24 protein-coding genes are annotated in these 25776 nt (G+C 71.0%); 15 read left to right on the forward strand and 9 right to left on the reverse strand.

Annotated features, from left to right (window positions below; all coding sequences use genetic code 11):
* Nucleotides 1-16: 16 nt before the first annotated feature.
* Genes ACJMK0_RS12260 through ACJMK0_RS12275 form a run of 4 tightly spaced genes read left to right on the forward strand, consistent with a single transcriptional unit; the run spans nucleotide 17 to nucleotide 4578 of the window.
* Nucleotides 17-1201, forward strand: coding sequence for an acyl-CoA dehydrogenase family protein (locus ACJMK0_RS12260; RefSeq protein ID WP_405238704.1), 1185 nt, complete (start codon nucleotides 17-19; stop codon nucleotides 1199-1201).
* The gene (locus ACJMK0_RS12265) at nucleotides 1198-2385 is read left to right on the forward strand and encodes a CaiB/BaiF CoA transferase family protein (RefSeq protein ID WP_405238705.1); all 1188 of its coding nucleotides are present in this window, start codon (nucleotides 1198-1200) and stop codon (nucleotides 2383-2385) included. Before ACJMK0_RS12260 ends, ACJMK0_RS12265 begins: the two co-directional genes overlap by 4 nt.
* 41 nt (nucleotides 2386-2426) lie before the next feature.
* The gene (locus ACJMK0_RS12270) at nucleotides 2427-3158 is read left to right on the forward strand and encodes a hypothetical protein (protein ID WP_405238706.1); all 732 of its coding nucleotides are present in this window, start codon (nucleotides 2427-2429) and stop codon (nucleotides 3156-3158) included.
* 25 nt (nucleotides 3159-3183) lie between these two features.
* The gene (locus tag ACJMK0_RS12275) at nucleotides 3184-4578 is read left to right on the forward strand and encodes an MFS transporter (RefSeq protein ID WP_405238707.1); all 1395 of its coding nucleotides are present in this window, start codon (nucleotides 3184-3186) and stop codon (nucleotides 4576-4578) included.
* Between the two features lie 6 nt (nucleotides 4579-4584).
* On the opposite strand, the gene ACJMK0_RS12280 is transcribed toward ACJMK0_RS12275, so the two are convergent.
* A complete protein-coding gene (locus ACJMK0_RS12280; RefSeq protein WP_405238708.1) occupies nucleotides 4585-5061 on the reverse strand; it encodes a DUF3598 domain-containing protein in 477 nt (158 codons plus the stop codon).
* A gap of 266 nt (nucleotides 5062-5327) precedes the next feature.
* On the opposite strand from ACJMK0_RS12280, the gene ACJMK0_RS12285 reads away from it, so the two are divergent.
* The 3 genes from ACJMK0_RS12285 to ACJMK0_RS12295 are packed head-to-tail and all read left to right on the forward strand — an operon-like array spanning nucleotide 5328 to nucleotide 12672.
* Nucleotides 5328-6566, forward strand: a complete 1239-nt coding sequence (locus ACJMK0_RS12285) for a pyridoxal phosphate-dependent aminotransferase (protein WP_405238709.1) — start codon at nucleotides 5328-5330, stop codon at nucleotides 6564-6566.
* 44 nt (nucleotides 6567-6610) lie between these two features.
* Nucleotides 6611-9250, forward strand: a complete 2640-nt coding sequence (locus ACJMK0_RS12290; RefSeq protein ID WP_405238710.1) for a PD-(D/E)XK nuclease family protein — start codon at nucleotides 6611-6613, stop codon at nucleotides 9248-9250.
* Nucleotides 9247-12672: a UvrD-helicase domain-containing protein gene (locus ACJMK0_RS12295; protein WP_405238711.1), complete on the forward strand. Its 3426-nt coding sequence runs from the start codon at nucleotides 9247-9249 to the stop codon at nucleotides 12670-12672. The genes ACJMK0_RS12290 and ACJMK0_RS12295 overlap by 4 nt, the downstream gene beginning before the upstream one ends.
* Here ACJMK0_RS12295 and ACJMK0_RS12300 read toward each other — a convergent pair.
* Genes ACJMK0_RS12300 through gspG form a run of 8 tightly spaced genes read right to left on the reverse strand, consistent with a single transcriptional unit; the run spans nucleotide 12650 to nucleotide 18186 of the window.
* Entirely contained in the window at nucleotides 12650-13390 is a 741-nt protein-coding gene (locus tag ACJMK0_RS12300) for a type II secretion system protein N (RefSeq protein WP_405238712.1), read from the reverse strand. The two genes, ACJMK0_RS12295 and ACJMK0_RS12300, sit on opposite strands and share 23 nt — an antisense overlap.
* Nucleotides 13390-13872 carry a type II secretion system protein GspM gene (gene gspM / locus ACJMK0_RS12305; RefSeq protein ID WP_405238713.1) on the reverse strand — a complete coding sequence of 161 codons (483 nt, stop codon included), beginning with the start codon at nucleotides 13870-13872 and terminating at the stop codon, nucleotides 13390-13392. The genes ACJMK0_RS12300 and gspM overlap by 1 nt, the downstream gene beginning before the upstream one ends.
* Nucleotides 13869-15149, reverse strand: a complete 1281-nt coding sequence (gspL, locus tag ACJMK0_RS12310) for a type II secretion system protein GspL (protein WP_405238714.1) — start codon at nucleotides 15147-15149, stop codon at nucleotides 13869-13871. The genes gspM and gspL overlap by 4 nt, the downstream gene beginning before the upstream one ends.
* Nucleotides 15150-15152: 3 nt before the next feature.
* On the reverse strand, nucleotides 15153-16091 hold the full coding sequence (gene gspK / locus ACJMK0_RS12315) for a type II secretion system minor pseudopilin GspK (RefSeq protein WP_405238715.1): 939 nt from the start codon (nucleotides 16089-16091) through the stop codon (nucleotides 15153-15155).
* Complete coding sequence (gene gspJ, locus ACJMK0_RS12320; RefSeq protein WP_405238716.1) at nucleotides 16088-16702, reverse strand: type II secretion system minor pseudopilin GspJ; 615 nt, start codon at nucleotides 16700-16702, stop codon at nucleotides 16088-16090. The genes gspK and gspJ overlap by 4 nt, the downstream gene beginning before the upstream one ends.
* A complete protein-coding gene (gspI, locus tag ACJMK0_RS12325) occupies nucleotides 16699-17121 on the reverse strand; it encodes a type II secretion system minor pseudopilin GspI (RefSeq protein ID WP_405238717.1) in 423 nt (140 codons plus the stop codon). Before gspI ends, gspJ begins: the two co-directional genes overlap by 4 nt.
* On the reverse strand, nucleotides 17118-17702 hold the full coding sequence (gene gspH / locus ACJMK0_RS12330) for a type II secretion system minor pseudopilin GspH (protein WP_405238718.1): 585 nt from the start codon (nucleotides 17700-17702) through the stop codon (nucleotides 17118-17120). Before gspH ends, gspI begins: the two co-directional genes overlap by 4 nt.
* A 22-nt stretch (nucleotides 17703-17724) precedes the next feature.
* Nucleotides 17725-18186: a type II secretion system major pseudopilin GspG gene (gspG, locus tag ACJMK0_RS12335; RefSeq protein ID WP_405239059.1), complete on the reverse strand. Its 462-nt coding sequence runs from the start codon at nucleotides 18184-18186 to the stop codon at nucleotides 17725-17727.
* A gap of 96 nt (nucleotides 18187-18282) precedes the next feature.
* Here gspG and rrtA point away from each other — a divergent pair, with 96 nt between their 5' ends.
* The 8 genes from rrtA to mltG all read left to right on the forward strand — a co-directional run bounded on the left by rrtA (nucleotide 18283) and on the right by mltG (nucleotide 25776).
* Nucleotides 18283-18912, forward strand: coding sequence for a rhombosortase (rrtA, locus tag ACJMK0_RS12340; protein WP_405238719.1), 630 nt, complete (start codon nucleotides 18283-18285; stop codon nucleotides 18910-18912).
* A 65-nt stretch (nucleotides 18913-18977) separates the two neighbouring features.
* A complete protein-coding gene (gene fabD / locus ACJMK0_RS12345) occupies nucleotides 18978-19910 on the forward strand; it encodes an ACP S-malonyltransferase (RefSeq protein WP_405238720.1) in 933 nt (310 codons plus the stop codon).
* A gap of 3 nt (nucleotides 19911-19913) precedes the next feature.
* The gene (fabG, locus tag ACJMK0_RS12350) at nucleotides 19914-20660 is read left to right on the forward strand and encodes a 3-oxoacyl-ACP reductase FabG (RefSeq protein WP_405238721.1); all 747 of its coding nucleotides are present in this window, start codon (nucleotides 19914-19916) and stop codon (nucleotides 20658-20660) included.
* Nucleotides 20661-20886: 226 nt separating this feature from the next.
* Nucleotides 20887-21132 (forward strand): acyl carrier protein, encoded by a 246-nt coding sequence (acpP, locus tag ACJMK0_RS12355; protein ID WP_405220550.1) that lies wholly within the window; start codon nucleotides 20887-20889, stop codon nucleotides 21130-21132.
* Nucleotides 21133-21204: 72 nt separating this feature from the next.
* Nucleotides 21205-22446 carry a beta-ketoacyl-ACP synthase II gene (fabF, locus tag ACJMK0_RS12360; RefSeq protein WP_405238722.1) on the forward strand — a complete coding sequence of 414 codons (1242 nt, stop codon included), beginning with the start codon at nucleotides 21205-21207 and terminating at the stop codon, nucleotides 22444-22446.
* Between the two features lie 75 nt (nucleotides 22447-22521).
* Entirely contained in the window at nucleotides 22522-23892 is a 1371-nt protein-coding gene (locus ACJMK0_RS12365; protein ID WP_405238723.1) for an aminodeoxychorismate synthase component I, read from the forward strand.
* Nucleotides 23892-24734 (forward strand): aminodeoxychorismate lyase, encoded by an 843-nt coding sequence (pabC, locus tag ACJMK0_RS12370; RefSeq protein ID WP_405238724.1) that lies wholly within the window; start codon nucleotides 23892-23894, stop codon nucleotides 24732-24734. The genes ACJMK0_RS12365 and pabC overlap by 1 nt, the downstream gene beginning before the upstream one ends.
* Before the next feature lie 19 nt (nucleotides 24735-24753).
* A complete protein-coding gene (mltG, locus tag ACJMK0_RS12375) occupies nucleotides 24754-25776 on the forward strand; it encodes an endolytic transglycosylase MltG (RefSeq protein ID WP_405238725.1) in 1023 nt (340 codons plus the stop codon).

Consider the following 25776-nt stretch of genomic DNA (forward strand, 5'->3'; position numbering starts at 1 on the left):
TGACCCGGGAGCAGCCATGAGCGAGAACGCCAGCAACGCCGACGGCGACAACCGCTACAGCGCCGAGGAGGAAGAGGCCATCCTGGACGCGGTCGGGCGCTGGGTGGAGCAGGAGGTCCGGCCCATCGCGCGCGAGTACGATCTGGCGGACGAATACCCCCACGAACTGGTCGAACAGATGAAGGGCCTGGGGCTTTTCGGCGCCACGATCGGCCAGCGCTGGGGCGGACTCGGCCTGAGCGCGCGCACCTATGCGCGCCTGGTCGCGCTGATCAGTGAGGCCTGGATGGCGCCCACCGGCATCTTCAACTCCCATCTGATGATGGCGGCCTGCGTCGAGCGTTTCGGCACCGACGAGCAGCGCGAACGGTGGCTGCCCCGGTTCGCCACCGGCGAGCTGCGCGGCGGGCTGGCGCTCACCGAGCCGGACGCGGGCACGGACCTGCAGGGCATCCGCACGACGGCGGCCCGCGAGGGCGACGAGTACGTGGTCAACGGCACCAAGACCTGGATCTCGAACGGCCTGCACGGCGACTGCGTCGCGCTGCTGGTGAAGACCGACCCGGACGCCGAACCCCGCCATCGCGGCATGAGCCTCTTCATCGCGGAGAAGGGGCCGGGATTCACCGTCGGCCGCAAGCTCGCCAAGCTCGGCTACAAGAGCATCGACAGCGCGGAGCTGGTCTTCGACGGCTACCGCGTGGGCGCCGACGCGCTGGTGGGCGGCGAGGAAGGGCGCGGCTTCATCCAGGCGGTGGGAGGCCTCGAGCTCGGCCGCATCAACATCGCCGCGCGCGGCGTCGGCATCGCGCAGTCCGCGCTGAACCGGGCGGTGCGCTACTCGCAGGAACGCAAGACCTTCGGCAAGCCGATCTGCGAGCACCAGGCCATCCAGCTCAAGCTGGGCGACATGGCCACGCGCACGGAGGCGGGTCGTCTGCTGATGATGCAGGCGGCGGCCAAGTACGACCGCGGCGAGCGTTGCGACATGGAAGCCGGCATGGCGAAGCTGTTCTGTTCGGAGGCGGCGCTGGAGAATGCCACCGAATGCATGCGCATCCACGGCGGCTACGGCTACTCGCCGGAGTTCGAGGTGGAGCGGCTGTACCGGGATGCGCCGCTGATGTGCATCGGCGAGGGCACCAACGAGATGCAGCGCATCATCATCGCCCGCCAGCTGATCGAGCGCCGCCGTCTGTGAGAGCACCGCTGGCAGGCCTGCGCATCCTCAGCGTCGAGCAGTTCGGCGCGGGCCCCTACGGCAGCCTGTATCTGGCCAATCTGGGCGCGGAGGTGATCAAGATCGAGCAGCCCGGCACGGGCGACCCGGCGCGGCACATGGGGGCCTGGCGGCTGGGCGCGGACGACAGCGACTACTACCAGACCTTCAACCTGGCGAAACGCAGTCTGACCCTCGACCTGAAGCGGCCGCAGGGGCGCGAGATATTGCACCGCCTGGTGGCCCGCAGCGATGCCGTGATGAACAACCTGCGGGGCAGCCAGCCGGCGCGTCTCGGTCTCGACTACGCCTCCCTGGCACCCCACAACCGTGCCATCGTCTGCGGTCACATCTCCGCCTACGGCCGGGACAACGAGCGCGCGGACTGGCCCGGCTACGACTACCTCATGCAGGCCGAGGCCGGTTTCCTGTCGCTGACCGGCGAGCCGGACACGCCGCCGGCGCGCTTCGGGCTGTCCATCATCGACTTCATGACCGGCGTCGTGGGTGCGCTCGGTCTGGTGGCGGCGCTGCGCGAGGCCGAGCGCAGCGGGGAGGGCGGCGACGTGGACGTGAGCCTGTTCGACGTGGCCCTGCACCAGCTGACCTATCCGGGTACCTGGTACCTGAACCGGGGCGCCGTGACCGGCCGTCTGCCACGGGGCGCCCATCCCTACGCCTCGCCGAGTCAGCTGTGCCGCACCCGGGACGGCTGGATATTCATCATGTGCATGACGCAGAAGTTCTGGGAGATACTGCTGGAGATCATCGGCCGCCCCGACCTGGGCGGGGACCCCCGCTTCCGGGACCTCGCGGCGCGTAACGACAATCGCGACGCGCTCACCGACGTGCTGGACGAGGTGCTGGGCGAGCGCGACAGCGCCGAGTGGCTCGAGCGCATGCAGGGCCGCATCCCGGCAGCGCCGGTACTCGACGTGCCCGCCGCGCTGGACAACGCCTTCGCCCACGCCGTCGGCATGGTGGAGGAGACGCCCCACCCGGCGCGCGCGTCGTTCCGCAGCCTGGCCAATCCCATCCGCATCGACGGCGAGCGGGCACCCGGGAGAACCGGCTCGGGGCTCGGGGCAGACAGCGACGCGCTGCTGGAAGAGCTCGGCTACACGGCCGGGGAAATCGAGGCCCTCCGGGGCGACGGCGTGATCTGAGCGGGCAGGGCCGGCGGCAGACAGACAGCGAGAGGACACCGATGAGCGAAGACCTCATATTGCAGCGCGACCACACGAGCCTGTCCGGCGAGATCGCCTACCTGAGCGCGAAGCCCGGCCACGAGGGCACGGAGCGCGGGCGCGAGAATTTCCAGATCCACGTCCATGCGGACGGCTGGCGCACGGTGACGGCTCACTGCGAGATCGACGAGGCACCGAGCGTGATGCGCGACATCACCTACAGCGTGGACGCCGACTGGATGCCCACCGACTGCTTCGTGCGCCTGAGCGTGGGCGACCGCTTCACCGGCAGCGGCTGGTTCCGTTTCGCCGCGGATCACGCCGAGTGCGAGACCTGGTCCGCGGCCGAGGGCCGCGTCACCCAGCGCATGGACCTGGCGCGTCCGCTGCAGACCTTCCAGAACCATGCCATCGCCTGCGACGCCTGGCACCTGCGGCTCTATGACCGCAGCCAGGGACCGGGAGTGCAGGTGATCGAGCCCATACTGCTGTCCTCGCCCGACCACCGCGGCGCCACCGGCCCGATGCTCTTCTCCATCGGCATCGGCGTCGAATACGTCGGCGAGGAGACCATCGAGGTGATGGCGGGCACATTCGACGCGCTGCATTTCCGTTTCGTGTCCACGCCCGGGCTGCCCCAGGAGCATCCGCCCTACGACGTCTGGTGCACCCCCGACGAATTCCTCTTCCTGCGCGGCCTCACCGGCGGCTACATGCGCACCCACTACGAACTGGCCAGCCTGCGCCGCTGAGCGCGCTCCCGGCCCGGAGACGACCATGACCAACCTGGCTCCCGCCGGCACCCGCTCCACCTGGCTGTTCTACGGCTGGGTGATCGTCGCCATGGCCTTCGTGACGCTGTGGATATCCAACGGCATGACCCTGAGCGGGCTCACGGTCTTCGATAACGAGCTGCTGGCGGCCCTGAACCAGCCCGAGAGCATCGGACCGATCCGGCAGATGGCCGAGGAGGGCGGTCTGCGCGGCTGGGCGGCGCAGCAGATTCTCACCGACGAGGGAGAGATATCCCGCGCCGCCTACAAATTCCGCGACACGCTGACGCTGTTGTCCGCGGGCCTGATGGGTCTGCTGGCGGGCGCGCTGGCCGACCGCATCGGCATCCGGCCCCTGATGGTGTTCGGTCTGCTGCTGCTGTCCGGCTGCAACCTGATGTACGGGCGGGTGGATACGATCTGGGAGATGTACGGCATCCATTTCCTGTTCGGCATCGTGCTCACCACCGCCGGGCTGATCGTCAACGTCATGCTGGTGTCACGATGGTTCGTGCGGCTGCGCGGCGTCGCCATCGGTATCACCCTGGCCGGCACCAGTCTCGGCAACGCGCTGCTGCCCACCATCAACACCCTGCTGATCCAGTCGGAAGGCTGGCGCGCCGCCTTCGGCTGGATCGCCATCCTGCCGGTGCTGCTGATCCCGCCGCTGCTGCTGCTGGTCAGGGACAAGCCCGCCGACAAGGGACTGGCGCCGCTGGGCGGAGTGCAGACCCGGGCCGGCCGCGCCTCGTCGGACGATCTGCCGGGCATGACCTACGCGGAGGCACTGCGGAACCGGAATCTCTGGCTCATCGCACTGATCGCGTTCTGTACCTTCTACGCCATCCTGGGCGCCGCCTCGAATCTGTTCCTGTACCTGAACGGCCGGGGATTCACGCCGCAGACTGCCGCGGCCGGCATCGGGCTCGTGTTCACACTGGGCCTGTTCGGCAAGATCGGCAGCGGCGTGCTCGCCGACCTGATCGGCAAGAAGCGGGTCTTCATCCTGGGCCTGGCCGTGATGTTCGGGGGCAGCCTGCTGATCCTGAAGCCGGGGGCGATCTGGATCGGGCTGGTGCTGTTCGGGTTCGGGTGGGGCGGCCTCTACACGCTGCTGCAGCTGCTGTGTGCCGATATCTTCGGGTTGAAGGCGCTCGGCAAGATCATCGGCACCATCACCATCCTGGACGCGGCCGGCGGCGGGCTGGGGCCGTTCCTCACCGGCTACTTCTACGACCTTAGCGGCAACTACGAGCTGTCATTCGCCGTCATCGCCGGCCTGGTGGGAGCGGCGCTGCTGGCGGGGCTCGCGATCCGGATTCCGGAGCTGCCGCCCGGGGCGAGCGCCGAGGACGGCGAGGGCGGCCAGGGCGGCCAGGGCGACCGGAGCCCGGGGTGATGCCGTTCAGTAACCCTCCCAGCTGTCGCTGACCTTCTCCTCGTCGATGAGAGTTCGGCGGGCGATCTTCCCCGCCTTGATCCACTGCCATACCCGGCAGCGGTAGCGCCCGCAATCGGACATCTGGATCATCTCGTAGAGATAGAGGTCGGGCTCGCCCTTGCGCACCCAGTTCAGCATCAGGGTGCGGTTGTAGTCGTCCAGCGGCACCTCGGCGGCCCAGCCCGTGATGAGTTCGTTGTCGAACCAGATCCGCCCGTCCTTGTAGGTGGCGGGGAAGTCCCGGGTCTCGGTGCTGCCGTCCTCCCAGGTGTACAGGTTGCTCTGATGGTAGGGATACTCGCCCTCCGCCGGGAAGCGGCAGATCAGCCGGCTGCGGTGCTCGTCGATCTTGTTGCCCTCGGCGTCGGCGTGCCGGTACCAGCCGTCCCAGACGCCTTCGTTGGCCGCCAGCAGCGGCATCGCTTTCCGGATGTCGGTCATCGGTTCCTCCGTCAGGGTTTCGGGGCGGTTCGCGCCGGTCCGCCCGGAGTATAACGCCGGCTGCGCGCGCGTGGGCCGGCCGGCCAAACAGCGGCTGTGGCGGGCAATGCGGGGCGGGCGGGGAAGGCGATTCCGTGGCAGAATCCGACGGTATGGTGGCGTGGGTCACTGAATCGGACCGCAATGCGGCCTAGGATTATGACGCCAGGATTATGAGGGCCAGGATCATGAGGGATGGACAGGCCCCGACCGGTGGGAAGAGGACCATGACGAGACCCGTATTCGATTCCAGCGCAGCGTTGCACGACGTCCGCTACGAGATCCGCGGTCAGCTGGCGCGGCGCGCCCACGAGCTCGAGAAACTGGGCTACGAGATCGTGCATCTGAACATCGGCAATCCGGGCCGTTTCGGCTTCCGCACGCCGGAGACCATGCGCCTGGCGATGATCGAAAACCTGGCCCAGTCCGAAGCCTACTCCCACCAGAAGGGCATCTTCCCCGCCCGCGAAGCCGTGGTGATGCAGCAGCAAAGCCGGGGCGTGGCGGGCGTCACGGCCGAGGAGGTGTTCATCGGCAACGGGGTCAGCGAGCTGATCGACCTGACCCTGCGGGCCATGCTGAACCGGGACGACGAGATCCTGGTGCCCAGCCCCGATTATCCGTTGTGGACGGCGGCGGTGACCCTGAATGGCGGCCGCGCGGTGCATTATCCCTGCCTGCCGGAGAACGGCTTCCTGCCGGATCCCGACGTGCTCGAATCGCTGATCACGCCGCGCACCCGGGCCATCGTGGTCATCAATCCGAACAATCCCACGGGGGCGGTCTATCCGCGAGAGCTGCTCGAGCGGCTCGCCGCGCTCGCCGAGCGCCACCGTCTGATCATGCTGGCCGACGAGATCTACGACCAGATGGTCTACGACGACGCCGAGTTCGTCCCCATGGCGACCCTCGTCAACGAGACGCTCTGCATCACCTACAGCGGTCTGTCCAAGGTGTACCGGGCCTGCGGCTATCGGGTCGGCTGGGCCGTGCTGAGCGGGGCCCTGGAGCGCGCGGGGGGCTACATGGAAGGGCTCGAGCTGCTGGCCGCGCTCAGGTTGTGCAGCAACGTGCCGTCCCAGTGGGCGGTGCAGACCGCGCTGGGCGGCTTCCAGAGCATCCGCCAGCTCGTCGCTCCGGGCGGGCGGCTCTACCAGTCGCGCCAGACCGTGCTCGACGCCGTGGGGGCGAGTCGTTACCTGGAGCTGGTGGCACCGATGGGCTCGATGTACGCCTTCATCGGCGTCAATCCGCGCCGTTATCCCGGCTTCGACGACCAGGCGTTCGCGCTGGACCTGCTGGAGAACCGGCACGTGCTGGTGGCACCGGGGACGAGCTTCAACACGCCGTACCGCAACCACTTCCGCATCACGATGCTGCCCGACTCCGACACCCTGGAGGAGGTCTTCGGGCGCATCGAGGAAGTGCTGGAGAGTGGCGTGCGCGGCCGTGTGACCGTTGCTTGATCCGTCTCGAGAAACCGAAGCCAACCTACTGATATTTAGCGCTTATGGCTGACGATCCGGTGGCTGACAACGCCGTCATCGTCACTGCCAGCCGGCGTCTGGCACGGCATCTGCGCCTGCGCCACGCGGCCGGGCGCGCGGCCGCCGGAGCCGCGGCCTGGGTGGCCCCGCGCTACCTCCCCTGGGACGTCTGGCTGGCCGAGGTCTGGCAGGCGGCGGGCTACCGTCCGGAAGCGCCGCTGCCCGCGCCCGTGCTCACCCCGCGGCAGAGCCGCACGCTGTGGGAGCGGGCGGCGTCGCGGGCGCTCGGGGAATCCACCCTGGCGGCAACCGGCGGCCTCGCCGCCCAGGCCGCCGCTTCCTGGCAGCGGGCCTGCGACTGGCGCGTCCCACCCGAGGCCCTGCGCGAGGCGGCACGCTCACCCGATGCCACGTTCCTGGCGCGGGCCATCGGTTACTACACCGCGGCCTGCGAAGAGGGCGGCTGGCAGGATCCGGCGGCACTGGCCGCCGCGCTGGCGGCGCGTTTCCGCCGGGGGGAGGCTCTGGTCGACGGGCCGGTCACCTTCGCCGGCTTCGAACGGCCCGCGCCGGCGCAGCGGGACCTGGTGGACGCCATGCGGGAGGCCGGCGTCCCGGTGACCCTGGAGTCGGGCGAGGGCCGGCCCGCGGCCGCGACGGTCTCGGTGCGCGCCGCGCCGGACCGGGATGCGGAGCTGCGGGCGGCCGGTGCCTGGGCCCGGGAGCGCCTGCTGGCGCAGCCGGAATGCCGGGTGGGGATCATCGTCCCTGACCTCGCGGCCGGGGCAGCCCGGGCCGCGCGTCTGATCGGCGAGGGCTTCAGCCCCGGCTGGCAGCTGCGCCCAGGCTCGCCCGCCGGTATCAACGTCTCCTACGGCCGTCCGCTGGCGGAATACGGCCTCGTCGATGCGGCACTCGGTGTGCTCGGGCTGATCCGGGACGACCCGGACTTCGCCGCGCTCGGCCGGCTGCTGCGCAGCCCGTTCCTGGCACCGGTCGGCGCAGACGGCCGGGCCGCCCTGGAGATCGCCCTGCGGGACCTGCCCGACCGCCGCTGGGACCTCGCCCGGCTGCCCGAGGCCCTGGGGCGACCGGCCGACCGGCTGCCCGAGTCCGCCGGCGAATTCGTGGAAACGCTGGCGGGCGTCGCGGCGCAGCGCGAGGACTGGCGGTCGCGCGCCATGCCGGCCGTCTGGGCGGAGCGGATGGATACGCTGCTGACGGCGGTCGGCTGGGGCCGGGAAACCGCCATGGACAGCGAGACGTGGCAGCTGGTCAACGCCTGGCGCAACGTGCTGAATCAGTTTGCCGCCACGGGACCGGTCAGCGGGCCGGTCAGCGGGCATGGCGCCGTGGCGCAGGTTGCCGCCATCGCGCGCGATACGCTGTTCCAGCCCGAATCCGACGACGAGGCCGTGCAGGTGATGGGCATGCTGGAGGCCTCCGGCATGACCTTCGATGCGCTCTGGATCGCGGGACTCGACACCACCACCTGGCCGCCGCCGCAGCGGCCCGATCCGCTGCTGCCGATCGGCCTGCAGCGGGACTACGGCATGCCCGATGCGACGCCGGCGGACACCCTCGACTACGCGCGACGCATCTATACCGGACTGCTCGGTTCCGCTCCGGAAGTCGTGCTGAGCTGGCCGCGCAGGGAGGGGGACGCGGAGCTGACGCCGAGCCCGCTGCTCGCCGGGCTGCCCACCGCCGGCAGCGTCGCAGAGGTGCCCGTCTACGCGGAAACGCTGGCCGGCGGCGCCGCGCTGGTGCCGGTGGAACCGGATCCCGCGCCGCCGCTCGCGGCCGGCGAGACGCTGCCCGGCGGGCACGGTGTGCTGTCCGCCCAGCGCACCCAGCCCTTCGATGCCTTCGCCCGCTACCGGCTGCGAGCGGAGCCGCTGGAGACGCCGGTGGCAGGACTGTCCGCGCGGGAGCGGGGTACGGTCATCCACCGGGCGCTGGAAGCGGTCTACCGGCATTGGCCCGACCGGGACCGGCTGGCCGGGGCGGGCGCGGACGACCGGGCGCAAGCCGCGGCTGACGCGGTCGAACGGGCCCTGGCCCGCTACGCCAGGGGTGCGGATGCGCGACTCGCGGGCCTGATCGCGCTGGAGAGCGAGCGTTGCGCCGTTCTGGTCACGCGCTTCATCGAGGCGGACCTCGGCCGGCCCGGTTTCCGCGAGGTGATCTGCGAGGAACCGCGGGAAGTGGCCGTCGGACCGCTGCGGCTGTCCATCCGGCCGGACCGCATCGATGCCGTCGACGGCGGCTGGGCGATCATCGACTACAAGACCGGCGCCACCGGCACCGCCACCGGGACGGACCCGGAGAACCCGCGTCAGCTGCAGCTCGTGGTCTACGCCATCAGCCAGCCCGGCCGCGTGCGCGCGCTGGCCGTCGGCGTCGTCCATCCGCACCGCATCGGCTATCGGGGCGCCCGGGAGGCGGACCTGGAATGGCTGGGCAGCGGCGTGCAATCGGTGGACGACTGGCCGGGGCTGCTGAACGCCTGGAAGGCCCAGGCCCACGGGCTGGCCGAGGCGGTGGCGGCGGGCGACGCGCGGGTGAATCTCAGCCTGGGCCTGGACGCCCAGCGGCCGCTGGCCGTGCTGAGCCGGGTGGCGGAACTGACCGACCTGGCCGACGGAGAACAGGGGCCGTGAGCGATCGGACCATCCCCGATCAGGCCGAGCGCGACGCGGCCCTCGACGTGGAGCGCTCCTTCATCGTCCAGGCGCCCGCGGGTTCGGGCAAGACGGAGCTGCTGATCCAGCGTTATCTCCGCCTCCTGGCCCGCGTGGAGCGGCCGGAGGAAATCCTGGCCATCACGTTCACGCGCAAGGCCGCGGCGGAGATGCGTACCCGCATACTGGCGGCACTGGAGCGGGCGCGGGCGGGCGAGCAGGGCGATTCGGAGCACGAACGGCGCACGCTGGCGGCAGCGGGGGAGGCCCTGGACCGGGACCGGCGCAAGGAATGGCAGCTGACGGCCTTCCCGGAGCGCATGCAGATCATGACGCTCGATGCGTTCAACGCCCGCCTGGCGGCTGCGCTGCCGGTCACCTCGGGTCTCGGCGGCCGGGTGCGCATGGTCTCGGAGGCCGGCGAGTCGGGCATCTACCGGGAGGCGGCCCGGGCCACGCTGGACTGGGTCGCGGAAAGCGGGGAGACCGGCGACGCCGTGCGGGGACTGTTCCGTCACCTGGACAACGACGCGCTGGTGTGGGAGCGCTCCATCGCCGAGATGCTCGAGAGACGGGACCAGTGGCTGGCCATCACCGGTAGCGGGCCGACCGGCCGGGAAGAACGGCTGCGGCGGCACTTCGAACAGGCCATCGCCATGCTGGTGACGGATCGGCTGCGAGCACTGGACCGGGCATTGCCGGAGCCCGCGCGGGAACCCCTGCTCGAACTCGCCCGTTTCGCCGCCGGCAACCTGGCGGAAGCCGGACGGGAGACGCCGCTCGCGGCGCTGCAGGACTGCGACGTCTGGCCCGCTGCCGAGGCCCGCCAGCTCGCGCAATGGCAGGGGCTGGCCTGGCTGCTGGTCGCGCCGAGCAGCGGCAGCTGGCGCAAGCGCACGGACAAGAATCTGGGCTTCCCGCCGGGCAGCAACCGCGAGAAGGAGGCGCTCGCCGCCGTGATCGAATCGCTGGCGGGGCGCGACGGCCTCGACCGGTTGCTGGCGGATGCAGGCAAACTGCCACCGCCCCGCTACGCCTCCGAGCAGTGGGAAGCCCTCACGTCCCTGCTGCACGTCCTGCCCCGGGCCACGGCCGAGCTGAAGACCCGCTTCGCCGCCCGCGGACTGGCCGACTACGTGGAAGTGGCGCTCGCCGCCCGCACGGCCCTGGGACCGCCGGACGAGCCGACCGACCTGGCGCTGGCGCTCGATTACCGCATACGGCACCTGCTCATCGACGAGATGCAGGACACCTCGCTGGGCCAGTACGCGCTGCTGGAGAGCCTGACCGCAGGCTGGGACGGCCGGGACGGGCGCACCGTCTTCTGCGTCGGCGATCCCATGCAATCCATCTACCGCTTCCGGGAGGCGGAGGTGGGCCTGTTCCTGGCGCTGCGGGCGAGAGGCATCGGCTTGCTGCGGCCCCGGGAGCTGGTACTGCAGACCAACTTCCGCTCCGGCGGCAACCTGGTGGAGTGGGCCAACCGGGCCTTCGCCCGGGTGATGCCGGCGGTGGACGACCTGGCCACCGGCGCCATCCGGCACAGCCCGTCGCAGGCGGCGCCGGGCCGGGAGGGCCTGGGCGAGTGCCGCGTTCACGCGCTGCTGAATGCCTCGCCCCGGGAGGAGGCGGAGACCGTGAGAACGCTGCTCCGGGAGGCCCTGGACGAGCCGGGGTGCGCCGAGGTGGCCGTGCTGGTGCGCAGCCGCACCCACCTGCGCGAACTGCTGCCACTGCTGCGCGCCGACGGCGTCGCCTACGAGGCGCTGGAGATCGACCGGCTTACGGACCTGCCGGAGGTGCAGGATCTGCTCGCACTCACCCGCGCCCTGATTCACCCGCTGGACCGGGTCGCCTGGCTCGCGCTGCTGCGGGCGCCCTGGTGCGGCCTCACGCTGGCCGGGCTGCATGCGCTGACGGTCGGCGATGCGCTCAGCCCCCTCATGGACCTCATGGACCAGGAGGAGCGCCTCGCGCGTCTGGACGCCGACGAGCGGCGACGGGTGGAGTGGCTGCGGGAGCGACTCGCGGCAGCCCTCGAGCGCCCCGGGCTGCGCTCCCTGCGCGAGCGGGTGGAGCTGGCCTGGTTCTCGCTGGGCGGACCGACGCTGCTCCCGGGTGCTGCGGAAGCGGCGAATGCCTGTCGCTATCTGGACATCCTGGAGAGCCTCGAATCCGGCGGCACCCTGCCGGACGTGGCGGACCTCGAGTCCCGTCTGGACGAGGAGCGGGTCTCCAGCGAAGGCGCCGGCGCCCGGGTGCAGGTGATGACCATCCACAAGGCGAAGGGGCTGGAGTTCGATACCGTCGTCCTGATGGGGCTCGGCCGCCAGCCGCGAGGCAACCTCCGCGCGGTGCTCAACTGGCTCACGCTGCCGGACGAAGAAGGTCACGAACACCTGCTGCCGAGCCCGATCGGCGCTCGCGGCGAGCGGGACAACGATCCCCTGCACGAGTTCATCCACGGCGTGGAAGCGGAGAAACAGCGGCTGGAGCTCGACCGCCTGCTGTATGTGGCCTGCACCCGTGCCCGCCGCACCCTGCACCTCGTGGGCCACACCCTCAGCCGGGACGGCAGCGCCCGGCCGCCGCCGGCCGGCACGCTGCTGGCCCGCCTCTGGCCGGCGCTCGAAGCCGACTTCGCGCGGGCCGCGGAGGCGGACGCCGGTGCCGATGAAGGGCACACGGCCGGCGACCCGGGCGCCGAGCTCGTGGCACCCCGGATCCGCCGCGCGGTGCAGCCCTATCGGCCCGGCGAGCTGCCGGTGCCGGTGGCGCCGCCGGCGTTGCGCTTCGCGTCGCCCGGTGCGGAAGCCGCGATCGAGTACGCCTGGGTCGGCCGCGACCTGCGCCACGTGGGCACGGTCGTGCACGGCTGGCTGCAGCGGATGGCGGACTGGCCGGACGAGGACCTGGCGCGGCGCCGGCTCGACGGTCTCGACGAGCGGCACGCCTCTCTGCTCGCGGCCACCGGGGTCTCGGCGGAAGGCCTGCAGGCGGCGGTGAGCCGGGTTCGGGCTGCCCTGCGCGGGACGCTGGAAGACCCGGCCGGACGGTGGATCCTGTTCGGGCAACATCGCAGCGCGGCGGCGGAACTCCCCATCGAGGGCGTTGCCGACGGAAGACTGCTGCGGGTGGTCATCGATCGCAGCTTCGTCGACGCATCGGGCACGCACTGGGTGGTGGACTACAAGACGTCCCTGCACGAAGGCGGCGACCTGGAGCGGTTCCTGAGCGAGGAGGCCAGGCGTTACGCGGAACAGATGGCCGGATATCGGCGGCTGTACGCGGCCGTGTTCGGCGAGACGCCCCTGAGCCTGCTGTACTACCCGCTACACGGGCGCGTGGTGGCCATGGACGAGGCGGCGACCTTGCGGCTCAGAGACGGCCTGCCAGGCTGAATTCCCGGCGTCCGGCCTCGTCCGGCGAGCCGAGGAAGCGCAGCGAGTTCGCGAGTGCGGCGGGCGCATCCGGCCGCGCCTTGACCTCGCCGCGGAGCTCGTAGTTCCTTTCGCCGGTGAGCGCGATCTCGCCGGCGACTTCGAGCGGACCGCCGCCGTCTGCCAGGACGCCGCGCAGGCCGCCGTCTTCGGTGGGCAGGAACTCCACCCGGTAATTGCCGATGGAATTGCTGCCCGCCGGCCGATATACGAGATCCTCGACGCTGACGGTGCCCACCAGCTCGCTGGGCCAGCCGTCGTCGAAACGGCCGCGCTCGATGTCCGCCCGGAGGCGGCCCTCCGCCTGCGCTACCGGCATGATCCGGGAGACGCTCTCGAGCGGCACGGAGGCCTGCAGGTCGGACACCTTCAGCGCGCCGGTGACGCTCACCGCGACGTCCCCGCGGACGCTGCCGCCCGGCATTTCCGCGTCGATCCGGTAGCCTGCTGCACCGCCCAGCAGGGCCGAAGGACGGAACTCCCAGCTCAGCGGCGCCAGGAATATTCCGCCGGCGGAAGCGCGCGCCGCCCGGCCGCTCCAGATCGTGCCCTCGACGCCGGCGGTGCGGAATTCCGCCGGGGCGAACCAGGCCAGGGCGAGACGCGCGGGGAACAGCGCGACCAGGCCCAGAACGAACGCCGCGGCCGCGGCCGCGATGAGCAGACGGCGGGAGAACACTAAAGCGCCCGTTCCAGCGTCAGCGTGGCATCCACGCGGCCGGGTTCCGCACGATTGGAAAACGAGGCGGCGCCGATGTCGATGCCGTGCTGGCTGCCGAGCTGGCCCAGCCATTCCACCAGCGCATCGAAGGCGACGTTCTCGAAGCTGACCTGGATGGAATCGCCGTCCAGGGGCCGGCTGCGTTTCAGCGCGGTGCCGAGCCCGCGCTGGCGCACGGTGCTGTCGACGACCACCACCAGCGACTGCCCGCCGGGCGCGGAGGCCGTGCCGCCGGCGGAAGGTGACGGGAGGCGACCGCGCAGCTGGCGCAGATCGGTGACGAGTTCGCGCTGGCTCTCCACCTGGTTCTCGAGCCGGCTGTTGGCCCGGTCGAGAGGCAGCCAGACGCCCAGGTAGATCACCACCACGACGGTCAGCACGCCCGCCAGTGCCACAAGCATCTGCTCCCGGGGAGCGAGGCCCTGGAACCAGTCCTTCATGCGCCGGCTCCCTGAATCTGCAGACGGCTGCGGACGCTGCCTTCCTGCTGGTCGGTGGACTGAATCCGGGCCGTGAACCGCCCGCCCTGGTCCACGAGCTTCCGCAACCGGTCCAGCGTCGCGACGTCCGGCGCGGTCAGCCGGATGTCCATGACCCCGTCCCGATAGCTGATGGCCTCGATGCGCGTGCCCGAGGTCTGGCTCATCGCGGCACTGATGCTCTCCAGCGTGGCGAGGAATTGCCGGGGCGTCTGCTCGGTGCCGCCGCCCTGGCCGAGACGCGCCAGCTCGGAGTTCATCTGGGCGCGGGGGTCGCGCACCTCGCGCACCCAGGGGAAGGCGGCGCGGAAGGCCTCGACCACCTCGGCCCGCAGACGTTCGTCCTCGGCCCGCAGCTCGGCGTATCGCAGCCCACTGCCGATCAGCGTCAGCACGATCAGCGCGGCCGCCAGCGCGGCCGCTGCCCGCCATGGCCGCAGCAGCGAGCCGGTGGCGCTGCGGGGCGCATAACGGCCCTGCAGCAGATTGATGCCGCCGCCCGCGGCGACCGTCACGGCGAGCCGGGGCAGGGCGCCGTCGGGCAGCAGCTTGACCTCCAGGCTGTCCAGCTGCTGGCGCAGCGCCTGGAATTCCAGTTCGTGGCGCTCGGCCACCTCCGCGTCGCTGTAGATCAGCACGTGCCGGGGCACCTCCGCCCTCTCTCCGGCAGATTCGCCATGCTCGTCCGGGTCGTCCAGCGCGCCGATGGCCGCCAGTGCGTCGCCGGGGCGCAGTCCCTCCAGCGCGAGTTCCATCGAGGCGCCGTCGTTCAGGATGATGCGGTCGTCCTCGATCAGGGCGCTCAGCGTGCCGGGGATGCGGGCGAGACCCTGCGCTTCACTGAACACGCCGGCCGGCTCCATGCCGGCCTCGCGCAGCCGCGCGAGCAGGGTGTCGAGGAACGCCCGTTCGACCACTGCCACCGGGGTACGGCCGTTGCTGCGCCGCTCGCCGGCCGCGAAGTGGAGCCGGTCCACGTCCTGGGCGACCTGTTCCTCGAGGGCGAAGGGCAGGGCCTGCAGCAGGCGGGCCCCCTTGGCCGGGACGTCGGCGGAAGTCAGCAGCACTTCGGTGGCGGGCACCAGGACGTGCACGCGGCGGTCGCCGGCCGCCGCGGCGGCTTCGGCCAGCGTGCCGTGGCCGGGTTCGCCGCGGCGCGCACCGCTGGAGTCGACCGCCAGCCAGTCCGTCTCGCTCGCGTCAGCGCCCGCTACGCGGATGACGAAGATCTCGGCCATGCTCTATTCGGTGCCAAACGTCCTCAGGATGGGCGACACGTCGCCCTGGGGGCCACGCTGGAGGAGACTGTACATGGTGAGCCTGACGGTGCCAATACGGACAACACTCTCCAGCCGAAAGTAATTCGTTGATTCGCCGAGCGTATTCAGCACCTCCGGCTGCACCAGCGAGGAGAACGACGCGGTGACGTCGGCGAAGCCGCCGTCTTCCCGCTCGGCCAGCAGGCGTTCGGCATCGGCCGCCGTCACGTTCTCGTCGAGCGACTGCAGCACGGCCGGCGTGGCGGTGTTGACGTTGATCGTGGTGCGGCCCGGCAGGGCGGTCACGTGGGGCCGCAGGATGCGGTAGCTGTCCGGGTCCATGCCGGCTACCGCCGCCAGTTCGCTTGCGCTGGCGACGAAGATGTTGGCGCTGCGGTACGGCGGCACGCGGCCGGTGTACTCGCCGTCTTCCGCGCCGTCGGGGAACAGCGGTTCCGTATCCGCATCCAGCCAGTCGGCCACGGAGCCCGCCAGCGCGGGCGGCAGGCCGAGGGCGAGGAGCAGGCGGCGGAACTGCTCCAGGGACGGTTCGTCGATGGCGCCGTCTGCGTTCAGAAGGTTGTTGATGTTGAAGCGGCCCTGCAGGTCCGTGAGTCCGCCGGCGATCTCGCCGCTCATGCCGGCGCCGTCCACCGGCAGGGGCGGCAGCTGCTGGGCCCAGATCTCGCCCAGGTGATCGGTGTCGCTCTCCTCCGCATCCTGGCGCAGGATCGTGCCCACCCATTCCTCCGCGCCGAGGGCCACCTGGGCGGCCTGTTCCCGCCACAGCAGGTTCGTGGTGCGCCGCACGTCGAGCGTCGTGTCCCAGGCGAGGCTGACGGCGTAGAGCGTGCAGAGCGCCACGATCAGCATCGCGAACATCAGGGCGACGGCGCCCCGCTGGCGCGCCGGGGTGCTCACTGGATCACCTCGACGACGCGGCGGATCTCGCCGAGCTCTTCCACCACCAGCACGATCTCGACGGCCCGGGGCCGCAGCGCCAGACCGAGAGCCCCGGCGCCGGCGTCCGGCGGCCACTGCTCCGTCCACTCGTCGCCGGCGAGATAGCGGATGCGGATGTCGCGCACTCCCTCGAGCAGCGTCGCCTCGGCGGGCTCCGTGCCCAGGGTACGGTCCATCACCGGCCACTGCCGCCGGATGAGGCGATCCTCCTCGATGCGATAGGCCACCCGCTGCAACGCGGGGCGGGGCAGCACCAGGGGATTCGACCAGCCGCCCCGGCTGAGCTCGACCAGGTCGAGGGAGCGGCCGTCGGCGCGCAGCACCGGCAGGCGGCCGTCGCCCAGCTCGTCGCGCACGGGCCGCGGCGTGAGCTGCGCGAAGTCGAGGCTCATGCGTTGCACGGTGCGCTGCAGGGCCTGCAGGCGGCTCATCTGCTCGCTGACCACGCGGGAGGCTTCCACCACCCCGTTCAGTGTGGTGTAGGCGGCTGCCGCCAGCGCGGCGAAGATGGCCAGCGAGACCATGACCTCGATCAGCGTGAAGCCGGCCTGCCGCCGCGCCGCTCTCACCGGTCCGCCCCTTCGCCGAGCGGCAGCGACCAGGCCATGTTGGCGGCGCCCGGCGGTCCGGGTTCGCCGATGAAACCGCTGACGTTGCGCACCACGTCTTCCGGCCGTTCGGCCAGGGAGACGGCGATGTCGATGCGGCGCAGGCTCTCCACGCCGGTCTCCGAGATCACGTACTCCCAGCGCCACAGCCGGTCGGCCATCTCGGTCTCGCCGTTCGAGCGCCCCGGGTCGGGGAATTCGCCGCTCAGACGCAGCTCGGCGATCTCGTTCAGGCCGACGTACAGGGCGAGGGTGCGGTCCCGCAGGCTGCGTGAGGTATCGATGCTCTGCGTGCCCATGGCCAGGACCGCGGACAGACCGAGCGACGCCACGGCCAGCGCGATCAGCACCTCCACCAGGGTGAAGCCCCGCGCGTTCAAGGCTCGTCTTCCGTAACCAGTTCGACCCGGCCCAGGAAGTCGCCGGTGAGTTCCGCGCGGGCGTCGTCGAAGTCCCGGCTCAGCGTCAGCTCGAAAGGTGTCGTATCGCCGCTGGAGAGCAGCAGCACATGGGGCGTGGGGCCGGGGTCCGGCCCGTCGTCCGGGTCGCGGGGCTGGCGGTCGCCCTCGATGGCCTCGAACAGCCGGATGTCGCGTGACTCCAGTGTCAGCTCGAGGCGCAGGTCGTCGGCCAGGGTGCGCTCGCGCAGGATCTCGTCGCCGGCCAGCTCGACCCAGGCGCCCGTCTGCGGGTCCTGCTCGTAGAAGCGGTAGCCGTGCAGCCCGAAACGCAGCCCGTAGTCCCGGCTCTGCATGGCCGCTTCCTCGGCCGCGAGCTCGATCAGCGCGGCCAGGCGGCGTGCCTCGCGCTGGAGTTCCCGGTCGTCCTGCAGGAGCCCGATGCTCGGCAGCACCGCCGCCACCGAGATGCCGAGGATGACGATCACCACCAGCAGTTCGATCAGGGTGAAGCCCCGACCGGCCGCCCGGCGTCCCGCTTCCTGCGCCGCGCCGGACATCATCGCCGCTGCGGTGATCGGCCGATCACTCGTCCAGCGACCAGTTCCCCCGATCCGCATCGATGCCCTCGCCCCCGGGGCGGCCGTCGGCACCCAGGGTGTAGATGTCGATCTCGCCGTGCTGACCCGGGTTCAGATACTGATAGACGTTATCCCAGGGATCCTTCGGCAGCCGGTCCAGATAGCCGCCTGCCCGCCAGTTCTTGATGTTGGGATCGTTGGGGCGCTCGACCAGCGCGGCGAGGCCCTGCTCGGTGGTGGGGTAGCGGAAGTTGTCCAGGCGATAGAGCTTCAGCGCCGATTCGATGCTGCGGATATCCTGCTTGACCTTGGATATCTGGGCGTCGTCGATGCGGCCGATGACGTTCGGTGCGATGATGGCCGCGAGCAGGCCGATGATGACCACCACGACCATGATCTCGATCAGTGTGAAGCCCGCCTGTCGGGCCGCGCCCGCGGCGCCGCGTTCCGGCGCCTCGCAAGTCAGGTAATGTTGCACGATATCTCTGCTCCGGGGAAAACCAGGGTAGCCAGGTCTACAGCGTTCGAGCGCTGTCCTTCAATCAACGAAATTGTAGCAAACATGGGGTTACGAACCGGCAATTCCGCTGACGGCTGGTGGGACTCCTTCGGCGGCGCGAAGGTTCCTTTCGCCGTGCTGGCATGCGCGGCTCTCGCGGCGGCCGCGGCCGGAGACGGAGGAGCGGCCGCGCTGCGCTACAGCCGGGCGGCCGTCGCCGACGGGGAATGGTGGCGGCTCGCGACGGGGCACCTGGTGCATCTCGGCGCCGGCCACCTGCTGCTGAACCTGGCCGGGCTCGCCCTGGTGGGCTGGCTGACCGGGCGCGAGTACGGGGCAACCGGCTGGTGGCTCGTGGCCGGGGTATCGGCGGCCGCGATTTCCGCCGCGCTGTATCTGCTGCATCCCGGCGTCGCCTGGTACGTCGGCCTGTCCGGCGTCCTGCACGGGCTGCTGGCGGGTGGACTCGTGCCCGCCCTGCGCCGACGGGATACGGCGATGATGATTCTCGCTGCACTGCTGGCCGGCAAGCTCGCGTGGGAGGCGATGGCCGGGCCCCTGCCGGGGGCGGAGCAGACGGCCGGCGGTCCGGTGCTGGTGGAAGCCCATCGCTATGGCGCGCTCGGGGGCGTGCTCGCCGGGCTGGGCGCGCTGGTACGGTCGCGGCGGAGCCGGACGGCACAGACGTTATAATCCCGCCAGCCGCGTCGGGAGGGATTCCTCGCCGACACCGGTATCCGCACAGAGGGGAGGACCGTGTGAAAACCGCATTCGTGTTTCCTGGCCAGGGATCGCAGTCCCTCGGCATGCAGGCCGAGCTCGCCGAGGCGTTTCCGGTCGTGCGCCATACTTACGAGGAGGCCGGCGACGCGCTCGGGCGCGATCTCTGGCAGCTGTCCCGCGAGGGGCCGGAGGAGGAGCTCGCGCTGACGGTCAACACCCAGCCGCTGATGCTGACGGCGGGCATGGCCGCCTGGCGCGTCTGGCAGGAGCGGGGCGGGCCGGCGCCGGCCTGGGTCGCGGGCCACTCGCTGGGCGAATATACCGCGCTGGTGGCGGCCGGCGCGCTGTCGTTCACCGCTGCGGTGCGGCTGGTCGCCGAGCGGGCCCGATTCATGCAGGAGGCGGTCGCGGAAGAGGCCGGGGCCATGGCCGCCGTCCTCGGCCTGGACGACGCCGCCGTCCATGCGGCCTGTGAGCAGGCGGCTTCCGCCGGCGTGGTCGAGGCGGTCAACTACAACGCACCGGGGCAGGTCGTCATCGCCGGCGAGAAGGCGGCCGTGGAGCGCGCGATCGAGGCGGCGAAGGAGAGCGGGGCTCGCCGGGCCATGCTGCTGCCGGTCAGCGTGCCGTCCCACTGCCGGCTGATGCGGCCGGCGGCGGACCGCCTGCGGGCGGCGCTGCAGGACGTGTCGATCGATCCGCCCGCGATACCGGTGGTCAACAACGTCGACGTCGCGGTCGAGTCCGACCCGGCGGCCATCGCCGATGCGCTGGTGCGCCAGCTCTACAACCCCGTGCGCTGGGTGGAGACGGTGCAGCGCTTCGCGGCCGAGGGCGCCGGCCGGGTGGTCGAATGCGGTCCCGGCAAGGTACTGGCGGGGCTGGGCCGGCGTATCGATCGCTCGCTGCCCCACGCTGCGCTGGACACGCCGGCGGCCCTGGACGCATTGCTGCAAGAAGAGGAGTAACCGATGGCTGGAATCTTTGCTGCCGACGTGCTGGACGGGCAGACCGCCCTGGTGACGGGTGCCTCGCGGGGCATCGGCGCCGCCATCGCCGACGGGCTGGCCGCCGCGGGCGCCCGGGTGATCGGCACCGCCACCTCCGGGTCCGGCGCGCAAGCCATCGGCGAACGGCTGGGCGAGCGTGGCGAGGGTGCCGTGCTGGACGTCTCCGACCACGCCTCGGTGGATGCGCTGATCGGCGGACTGGAGGCGCCCCCGGACATACTCGTGAACAACGCGGGGATCACGCGGGACAATCTCCTGCTGCGGATGAAGCCGGACGAGTGGGACGAGATCCTGCAGACCAACCTGTCCGGCGTCTACCGCATGAGCAAGGCCTGCCTGCGCGGCATGATGAAGAAGCGCGCCGGCCGCATCATCAGCATCGCCTCGGTGGTCGGCGTGATGGGTAACGCCGGACAGTCCAACTACGCGGCGGCCAAGGCCGGCATCATCGGCTTCTCCAAATCGCTCGCGCGCGAGGTCGGCTCCCGCGGTATCACCGTCAACGTCATCGCACCCGGGTTCATCCGCACCGACATGACCGGCGCGCTGGAAGAGAGTCAGCAGGAAGCGCTGCTCGGGCAGATTCCCCTCGGCCGGCTCGGCGAGGCTGCGGATATCGCCGCGGCGGCGGTATTCCTGGCGTCGCCGGCGGGCGCGTACATCACCGGCGAGACCCTCCATGTGAACGGCGGTATGTACATGATCTGAAAGGCATCCGGCCCCCGATGCCGGTGCTGTAGAATGGACGGCCGGTTTTCCAATACAATACCGGCCCTCGGAGGCGCCGGGGCCCGGACGGGGCGGCGCAAGGGGTGTTCGCGGCAGCGGCTGCGTTCAGGTGAAAGCCGGGGCCGGCGCGGAATACCGATTGGGGGACTCTCCCGCGGTCCGGCAGTAGAATTCAGGCAGTCTCTGCGAAGGAGAAACAGAAGCAATGAGCAGCATTGAAGAACAGGTCAAGAGCATCGTAGCCGAGCAGCTCGGGGTGAAGGAGGAAGAGGTCACCAACGATGCTTCTTTCGTCGACGACCTCGGCGCCGATTCGCTGGATACGGTGGAACTCGTCATGGCCCTCGAGGAAGAATTCGAGACGGAGATCCCGGACGAAGAAGCCGAGAAGATCACCACCGTCCAGCAGGCCATCGACTACATCAACGCCCGCAAGTCGGAATCCTCCTGATGTCACGGGCACGGGCCGGCGCGGTGCGCCCGGCCCGCGCTTCCCTTCCACCCATCCCGAACAGGTAATCCCGTGGAGAGACGCCGCGCAGTCGTGACCGGACTCGGCATCATCTCGCCCGTCGGCAATACGGTCGACGAGGCGTGGAAGAATGTCGTGGAAGGCCGCCCGGGAATGGCTCCCATCACGGACTTCGACACGGAGCCGTTCGCGACCCGTTTCGCCGGCCTGGTGAAGGACTTCGATCCGGAACAGCACGGCATCCCGAAGAAGGAAGCCCGCAAGATCGATACCTTCGTGCAGTACGGCGTCGCCGCCTGCAACCAGGCGCTCGCGGCCAGCGGCCTGGAAGTGACCGACGACAACCGGGGCCGCATCGGCGTGGCCATGGGCGCCGGCATCGGCGGCATCGCCACCATCGAGGCCAACCACGAGAAGTACCTGAACCAGGGCCCGCGGCGCATCTCGCCGTTCTTCATACCGGGCGCCATCATCAACATGATCTCGGGTCACGTGAGCATCATGCACGGGCTGACGGGCCCGAATCTGGCCGTCGTCACCGCGTGCACGACCTCCACGCACAGCATCGGCCTGGCGGCCCGCTCGGTGGCCTGGGGCGACGCCGACGTGATGCTGGCGGGCGGCGCGGAATATGCGACCACCCCGCTCGGGCTGGGCGGCTTCTGCGCGGCCCGGGCGCTGTCCACCCGCAACGACGAGCCCCAGCGTGCCAGCCGTCCCTTCGACCGGGACCGGGACGGTTTCGTGCTGGCGGACGGCGCGGGCTGCCTGGTCATCGAGGAATACGAGCACGCGAAATCCCGGGGTGCGCCCATCCTGGCGGAAGTCGTCGGATTCGGCATGAGCGGCGATGCCTCCCACATCACGCTGCCGCCCGAGGACGGCGAGGGCGCCCGCAAGAGCATGGCGGCGGCACTCGGCGATGCCGGCCTGAACCCCGACGACGTCGATCACCTGAACGGCCACGCCACCTCCACCATCGCCGGCGACATCGCCGAGACCGTCGCCATCAAGCGCTGCTTCGGGGACCACGCCGCTTCCCTGCCGGTCAGCGCCACCAAGTCGACCACCGGCCACCTGCTCGGTGCCGCGGGAGCCGTGGAGGCCATCTTCTCCATCCTGGCGATCCGCGATCAGGTGCTGCCGCCGACCATCAATCTGGATAACCCGGACCCCCAGTGCGACCTGGACTACGTGCCCAACACGGCCCGCGATGCGAAGCTGCAGGTGGCCATGTCGAACTCCTTCGGCTTCGGCGGCACCAACGGCACGCTGATCTTCCGGGCCGTCTGACGGCATTCGGGCCTGCAGGCGGTGCAGGGGCGCCGCACGACCGTTGCCGCACGACCGTTGCCGCACGACCCACCCATGAAGCCGGTCCGTGAACTCGCGCCCAGCGTCGACCTGCTGGCCATGCACGACGCCTGGCCGGAGCGCTATCCCTTCCTGCTGGAGAGCGTCGAGGGCACCAATGCCCAGGCTCGCTACGACCTCCTGTTCGCATTGCCGGGGGAGACCCTGCGGCTGGACGCCGGCGGCAGGCTCGCGGCACCGCCGGATGTGCCGGTGGGCGACGGATTCCTGGACTCCCTGGACCTGTGGTGGAAGAGCGAGCGGGCCGGCGCCGGCGAGGCGCCTTTCGCCGGCGGCTGGTTCCTCTACCTGGGCTACGAGCTCGCCGCCGAGATCGAGCCCGGTCTGCAGCTGACCGCGCCGGCAGGCCTGCCCGTCGCCCTCGCCACGCGGGTCCGCGGCGCCCTGATCCGCGACCGGCGGAGCGGGCGCACCTGGGCTGTGGCGGAGCCCGGCAGCGAAGCCAGCCTCGATCCGATGGCCGCCGACGCCGGCGCGGCACGCAGCGGTGCGGACGAGGGCGGTCCTGCACTGGCCGGCCCGGCCGAAGAGGAGCCGCCCGCGGACTACCTCGCGGCGGTCGCCGCGGCGAAGGCCCACATTGCCGCGGGGGACGTCTACCAGGCCAACCTGTCCCGACTCTGGCACGGCAGGCTCGCGGAGGGGATGACGCCGTCGATCATCTATCGGCGGCTGCGCCGCGCCAATCCGGCGCCCTTCGCCGGCCTCATGCGAGTGGGCGAGCATTCCGTGATCTCCTCCTCGCCGGAGCGGCTGCTCCGCCTCGCCGACGGCATCGCCTCCACCCGGCCTATCGCCGGCACGCGGCCACGGGGCGCCAGCCGCCGGGACGACCGTGCGCTCAGCGCGGAGCTCCTGGCGCACCCGAAGGAGCGGGCCGAGCACGTCATGCTCATCGACCTGGAACGCAACGACCTCGGCCGCATCTGCCGGCCGGGCACGGTGCGGGTGGACGAGATGATGACCATCGAGACCTACCGCCACGTGCACCACATCGTCAGCAACGTGACCGGCGAACTGGAGCCCGGCGTGACGCCCGGCCGCGCCATCGGTGCCGTGTTCCCCGGCGGCACGATCACCGGCTGCCCGAAAGTCCGTTGCATGCAGATCATCGCCGCGCTGGAATCCGGTCCGCGGGGCGCCTATACCGGCTCTTTCGGTTATCTCTCCCGCGACGGCAGCCTGGATCTGAACATCCTGATCCGCACCGTGGTCACCGACGGCACCGAGCTGACCCTGCGGGCCGGGGCCGGCATCGTGGCGGATTCGGAGCCGGAGCGCGAGCTGGCCGAGACGCGGGCCAAGGCGAAGGGGCTGCTGCTGGCGTTGGGACAGGGACAGGGACAAGGGGAGGGCGGGGCGTGATGCGCTGGCACTATATCGACGGCGTGGCCGACGCGCCGGGGCCCGACGACCGGGGTTTCGCCTACGGCGACGGCCTGTTCGAGACCATCGCGGTGCGTGAAGGGCGGCCCCGGCTGCTCGAGCGCCACCTGCAGCGCCTGCGTCTCGGCGCCGACCGCCTCTCGCTGCGACTGCCGGCGCGCCGACGCATCGAGGAATTCCTGGCCCGGGTCGTCGACGAAGAACCGGCCGCGGACGGGCGGGCCGTGCTGAAACTGGTGGCCACGCGCGGCGACGGCGAGCGCGGCTACGCCTACCGGCATTCGGATGCCCGGCTGCTGGCGGGCATCGGGCCCGCCGGCACCTGGCCGCGGGAGCGTCGGGCGCGCGGCGTCGCGGTGCGCTGGTGCCGCACGCGCCTCGGCCGCAATCCGGCGCTGGCGGGCCTAAAGCACCTCGATCGGCTGGAACAGGTGCTTGCCCGGGCCGAATGGGACGATCACGATAGGCAGAACAATATCGCCGAAGGGCTGATGCTGGACAGCGACGGCCGGGTGGTCTGCGCTACCATGAGCAACCTGTTCCTGGTGCGCGGCGGACGGCTGGTCACGCCGGCCGTCACCCATGCCGGCGTGGCCGGCATCATGCGCGGCCTCGTGCTGGAGCTGGCCGACCGCCTGGGACTCGAGACGACGGTCCGGGAGGTGGATCCGGCGGAGGTCATCGCGGCGGACGAACTCTTCCTGACCAACAGCCAGTACGTGCTCTGGCCGGTCGCCCGGCTGGGCACGCACGAGTGGGCCGGCGGGCCGCTCACCGCGAGTATCGCGGCCGCGCTGGAGGCGGCGGGACTGACGGAATGACAGTCGGAACGACAGCAATATGACGAGACTCGTAATAGCGGCGCTGGCCGGCATGCTGGCCCTGGCGGTGGCGCTGGGGGGCACGCTGCTGTGGGCGCGGGCGGAGCTGCATCGCCCGCTCGCCCTGGAGGCGCCCGCGGTGGTGGAGATCCCGCCCGGGACGCCGCTGGCGAGAGTGGCAGCCGAGCTGGAGTCCAGAGGCATGCTGCGCCATCCGGCCGTGCTCTCCTGGTACGGCCGCCTGTCCGGCGAGGCGTCCCGGATCAAGGCGGGCGAGTACGTCCTGCAGCCGGGACTGAGCGCGGCGGAGGCGCTGGCCAAGTTCGTCGCCGGCGACGTGCGTCTCTACAGCTTCACGATCGTGGAGGGATGGACCACCGCCGAGGCGGTACGCGCGCTGCAGGCGCACGAGGCCATCGTGGCGACCCTCGGGCCCTACGAGCCGGCGGCGCTGCTCGAGGCCGTCGAGGCCGCGGAGGACCACCCGGAGGGCCTGCTGTTTCCGGAGACCTACCATTTCCCGCGGGGCAGCGAGGACGTGACCATCCTGCGCCGGGCCTACGCGCTGATGCAGGAACAGTTGCTTGCGGCATGGCAGTCGCGCCGCGACGACATCCCGCTCGACTCGCCCTACGAGGCGCTGATCCTGGCGTCGATCATCGAGAAGGAAACCGCCCGGGACGACGAGCGCCGGCGCATCGCGGGCGTCTTCACGCGGCGTCTCGAGCGCGGCATGCGCCTGCAGACGGACCCCACCGTGATCTACGGCCTGGGCGAGGACTGGGACGGCAACATCCGCCGCCGGGACCTGCGCACGGATACGCCTTACAACACCTATACCCGCGCGGGTCTGCCGCCGACGCCGATCGCCCTGCCGGGCCGTGCGTCGCTGGACGCAGCGGTGAATCCGGCGCCCGGCGAGGCGCTGTTCTTCGTCGCCACCGGCGAGCCCGACGGCAGCCACTACTTCTCGGTCACGCGGGAAGAGCACGAGGCCGCCGTGGAGCGCTATCTCGAGCGGCTGCGGGAGCGGAGGCGCTGA

It is taken from the genome of Lentisalinibacter orientalis (assembly GCF_040706535.1).
Lineage (GTDB): Bacteria > Pseudomonadota > Gammaproteobacteria > Steroidobacterales > Woeseiaceae > Lentisalinibacter > Lentisalinibacter orientalis.

Bases quoted from the DNA above. Each gene is read 5' to 3' on its own strand.
- ACJMK0_RS12260 (WP_405238704.1), top strand. From the start codon at position 17: ATGAGCGAGAACGCCAGCAACGCCGACGGCGACAACCGCTACAGCGCC.
- ACJMK0_RS12270 (WP_405238706.1), top strand. From the start codon at position 2,427: ATGAGCGAAGACCTCATATTGCAGCGCGACCACACGAGCCTGTCCGGC.
- ACJMK0_RS12275 (WP_405238707.1), top strand. From the start codon at position 3,184: ATGACCAACCTGGCTCCCGCCGGCACCCGCTCCACCTGGCTGTTCTAC.
- ACJMK0_RS12280 (WP_405238708.1), bottom strand. From the start codon at position 5,061: ATGACCGACATCCGGAAAGCGATGCCGCTGCTGGCGGCCAACGAAGGC.
- ACJMK0_RS12285 (WP_405238709.1), top strand. From the start codon at position 5,328: ATGACGAGACCCGTATTCGATTCCAGCGCAGCGTTGCACGACGTCCGC.
- ACJMK0_RS12290 (WP_405238710.1), top strand. From the start codon at position 6,611: ATGGCTGACGATCCGGTGGCTGACAACGCCGTCATCGTCACTGCCAGC.
- gspM (WP_405238713.1), bottom strand. From the start codon at position 13,872: ATGAAGGACTGGTTCCAGGGCCTCGCTCCCCGGGAGCAGATGCTTGTG.
- gspL (WP_405238714.1), bottom strand. From the start codon at position 15,149: ATGGCCGAGATCTTCGTCATCCGCGTAGCGGGCGCTGACGCGAGCGAG.
- gspH (WP_405238718.1), bottom strand. From the start codon at position 17,702: ATGATGTCCGGCGCGGCGCAGGAAGCGGGACGCCGGGCGGCCGGTCGG.
- rrtA (WP_405238719.1), top strand. From the start codon at position 18,283: ATGGGGTTACGAACCGGCAATTCCGCTGACGGCTGGTGGGACTCCTTC.
- fabG (WP_405238721.1), top strand. From the start codon at position 19,914: ATGGCTGGAATCTTTGCTGCCGACGTGCTGGACGGGCAGACCGCCCTG.
- acpP (WP_405220550.1), top strand. From the start codon at position 20,887: ATGAGCAGCATTGAAGAACAGGTCAAGAGCATCGTAGCCGAGCAGCTC.
- ACJMK0_RS12365 (WP_405238723.1), top strand. From the start codon at position 22,522: ATGAAGCCGGTCCGTGAACTCGCGCCCAGCGTCGACCTGCTGGCCATG.
- pabC (WP_405238724.1), top strand. From the start codon at position 23,892: ATGCGCTGGCACTATATCGACGGCGTGGCCGACGCGCCGGGGCCCGAC.
- mltG (WP_405238725.1), top strand. From the start codon at position 24,754: ATGACGAGACTCGTAATAGCGGCGCTGGCCGGCATGCTGGCCCTGGCG.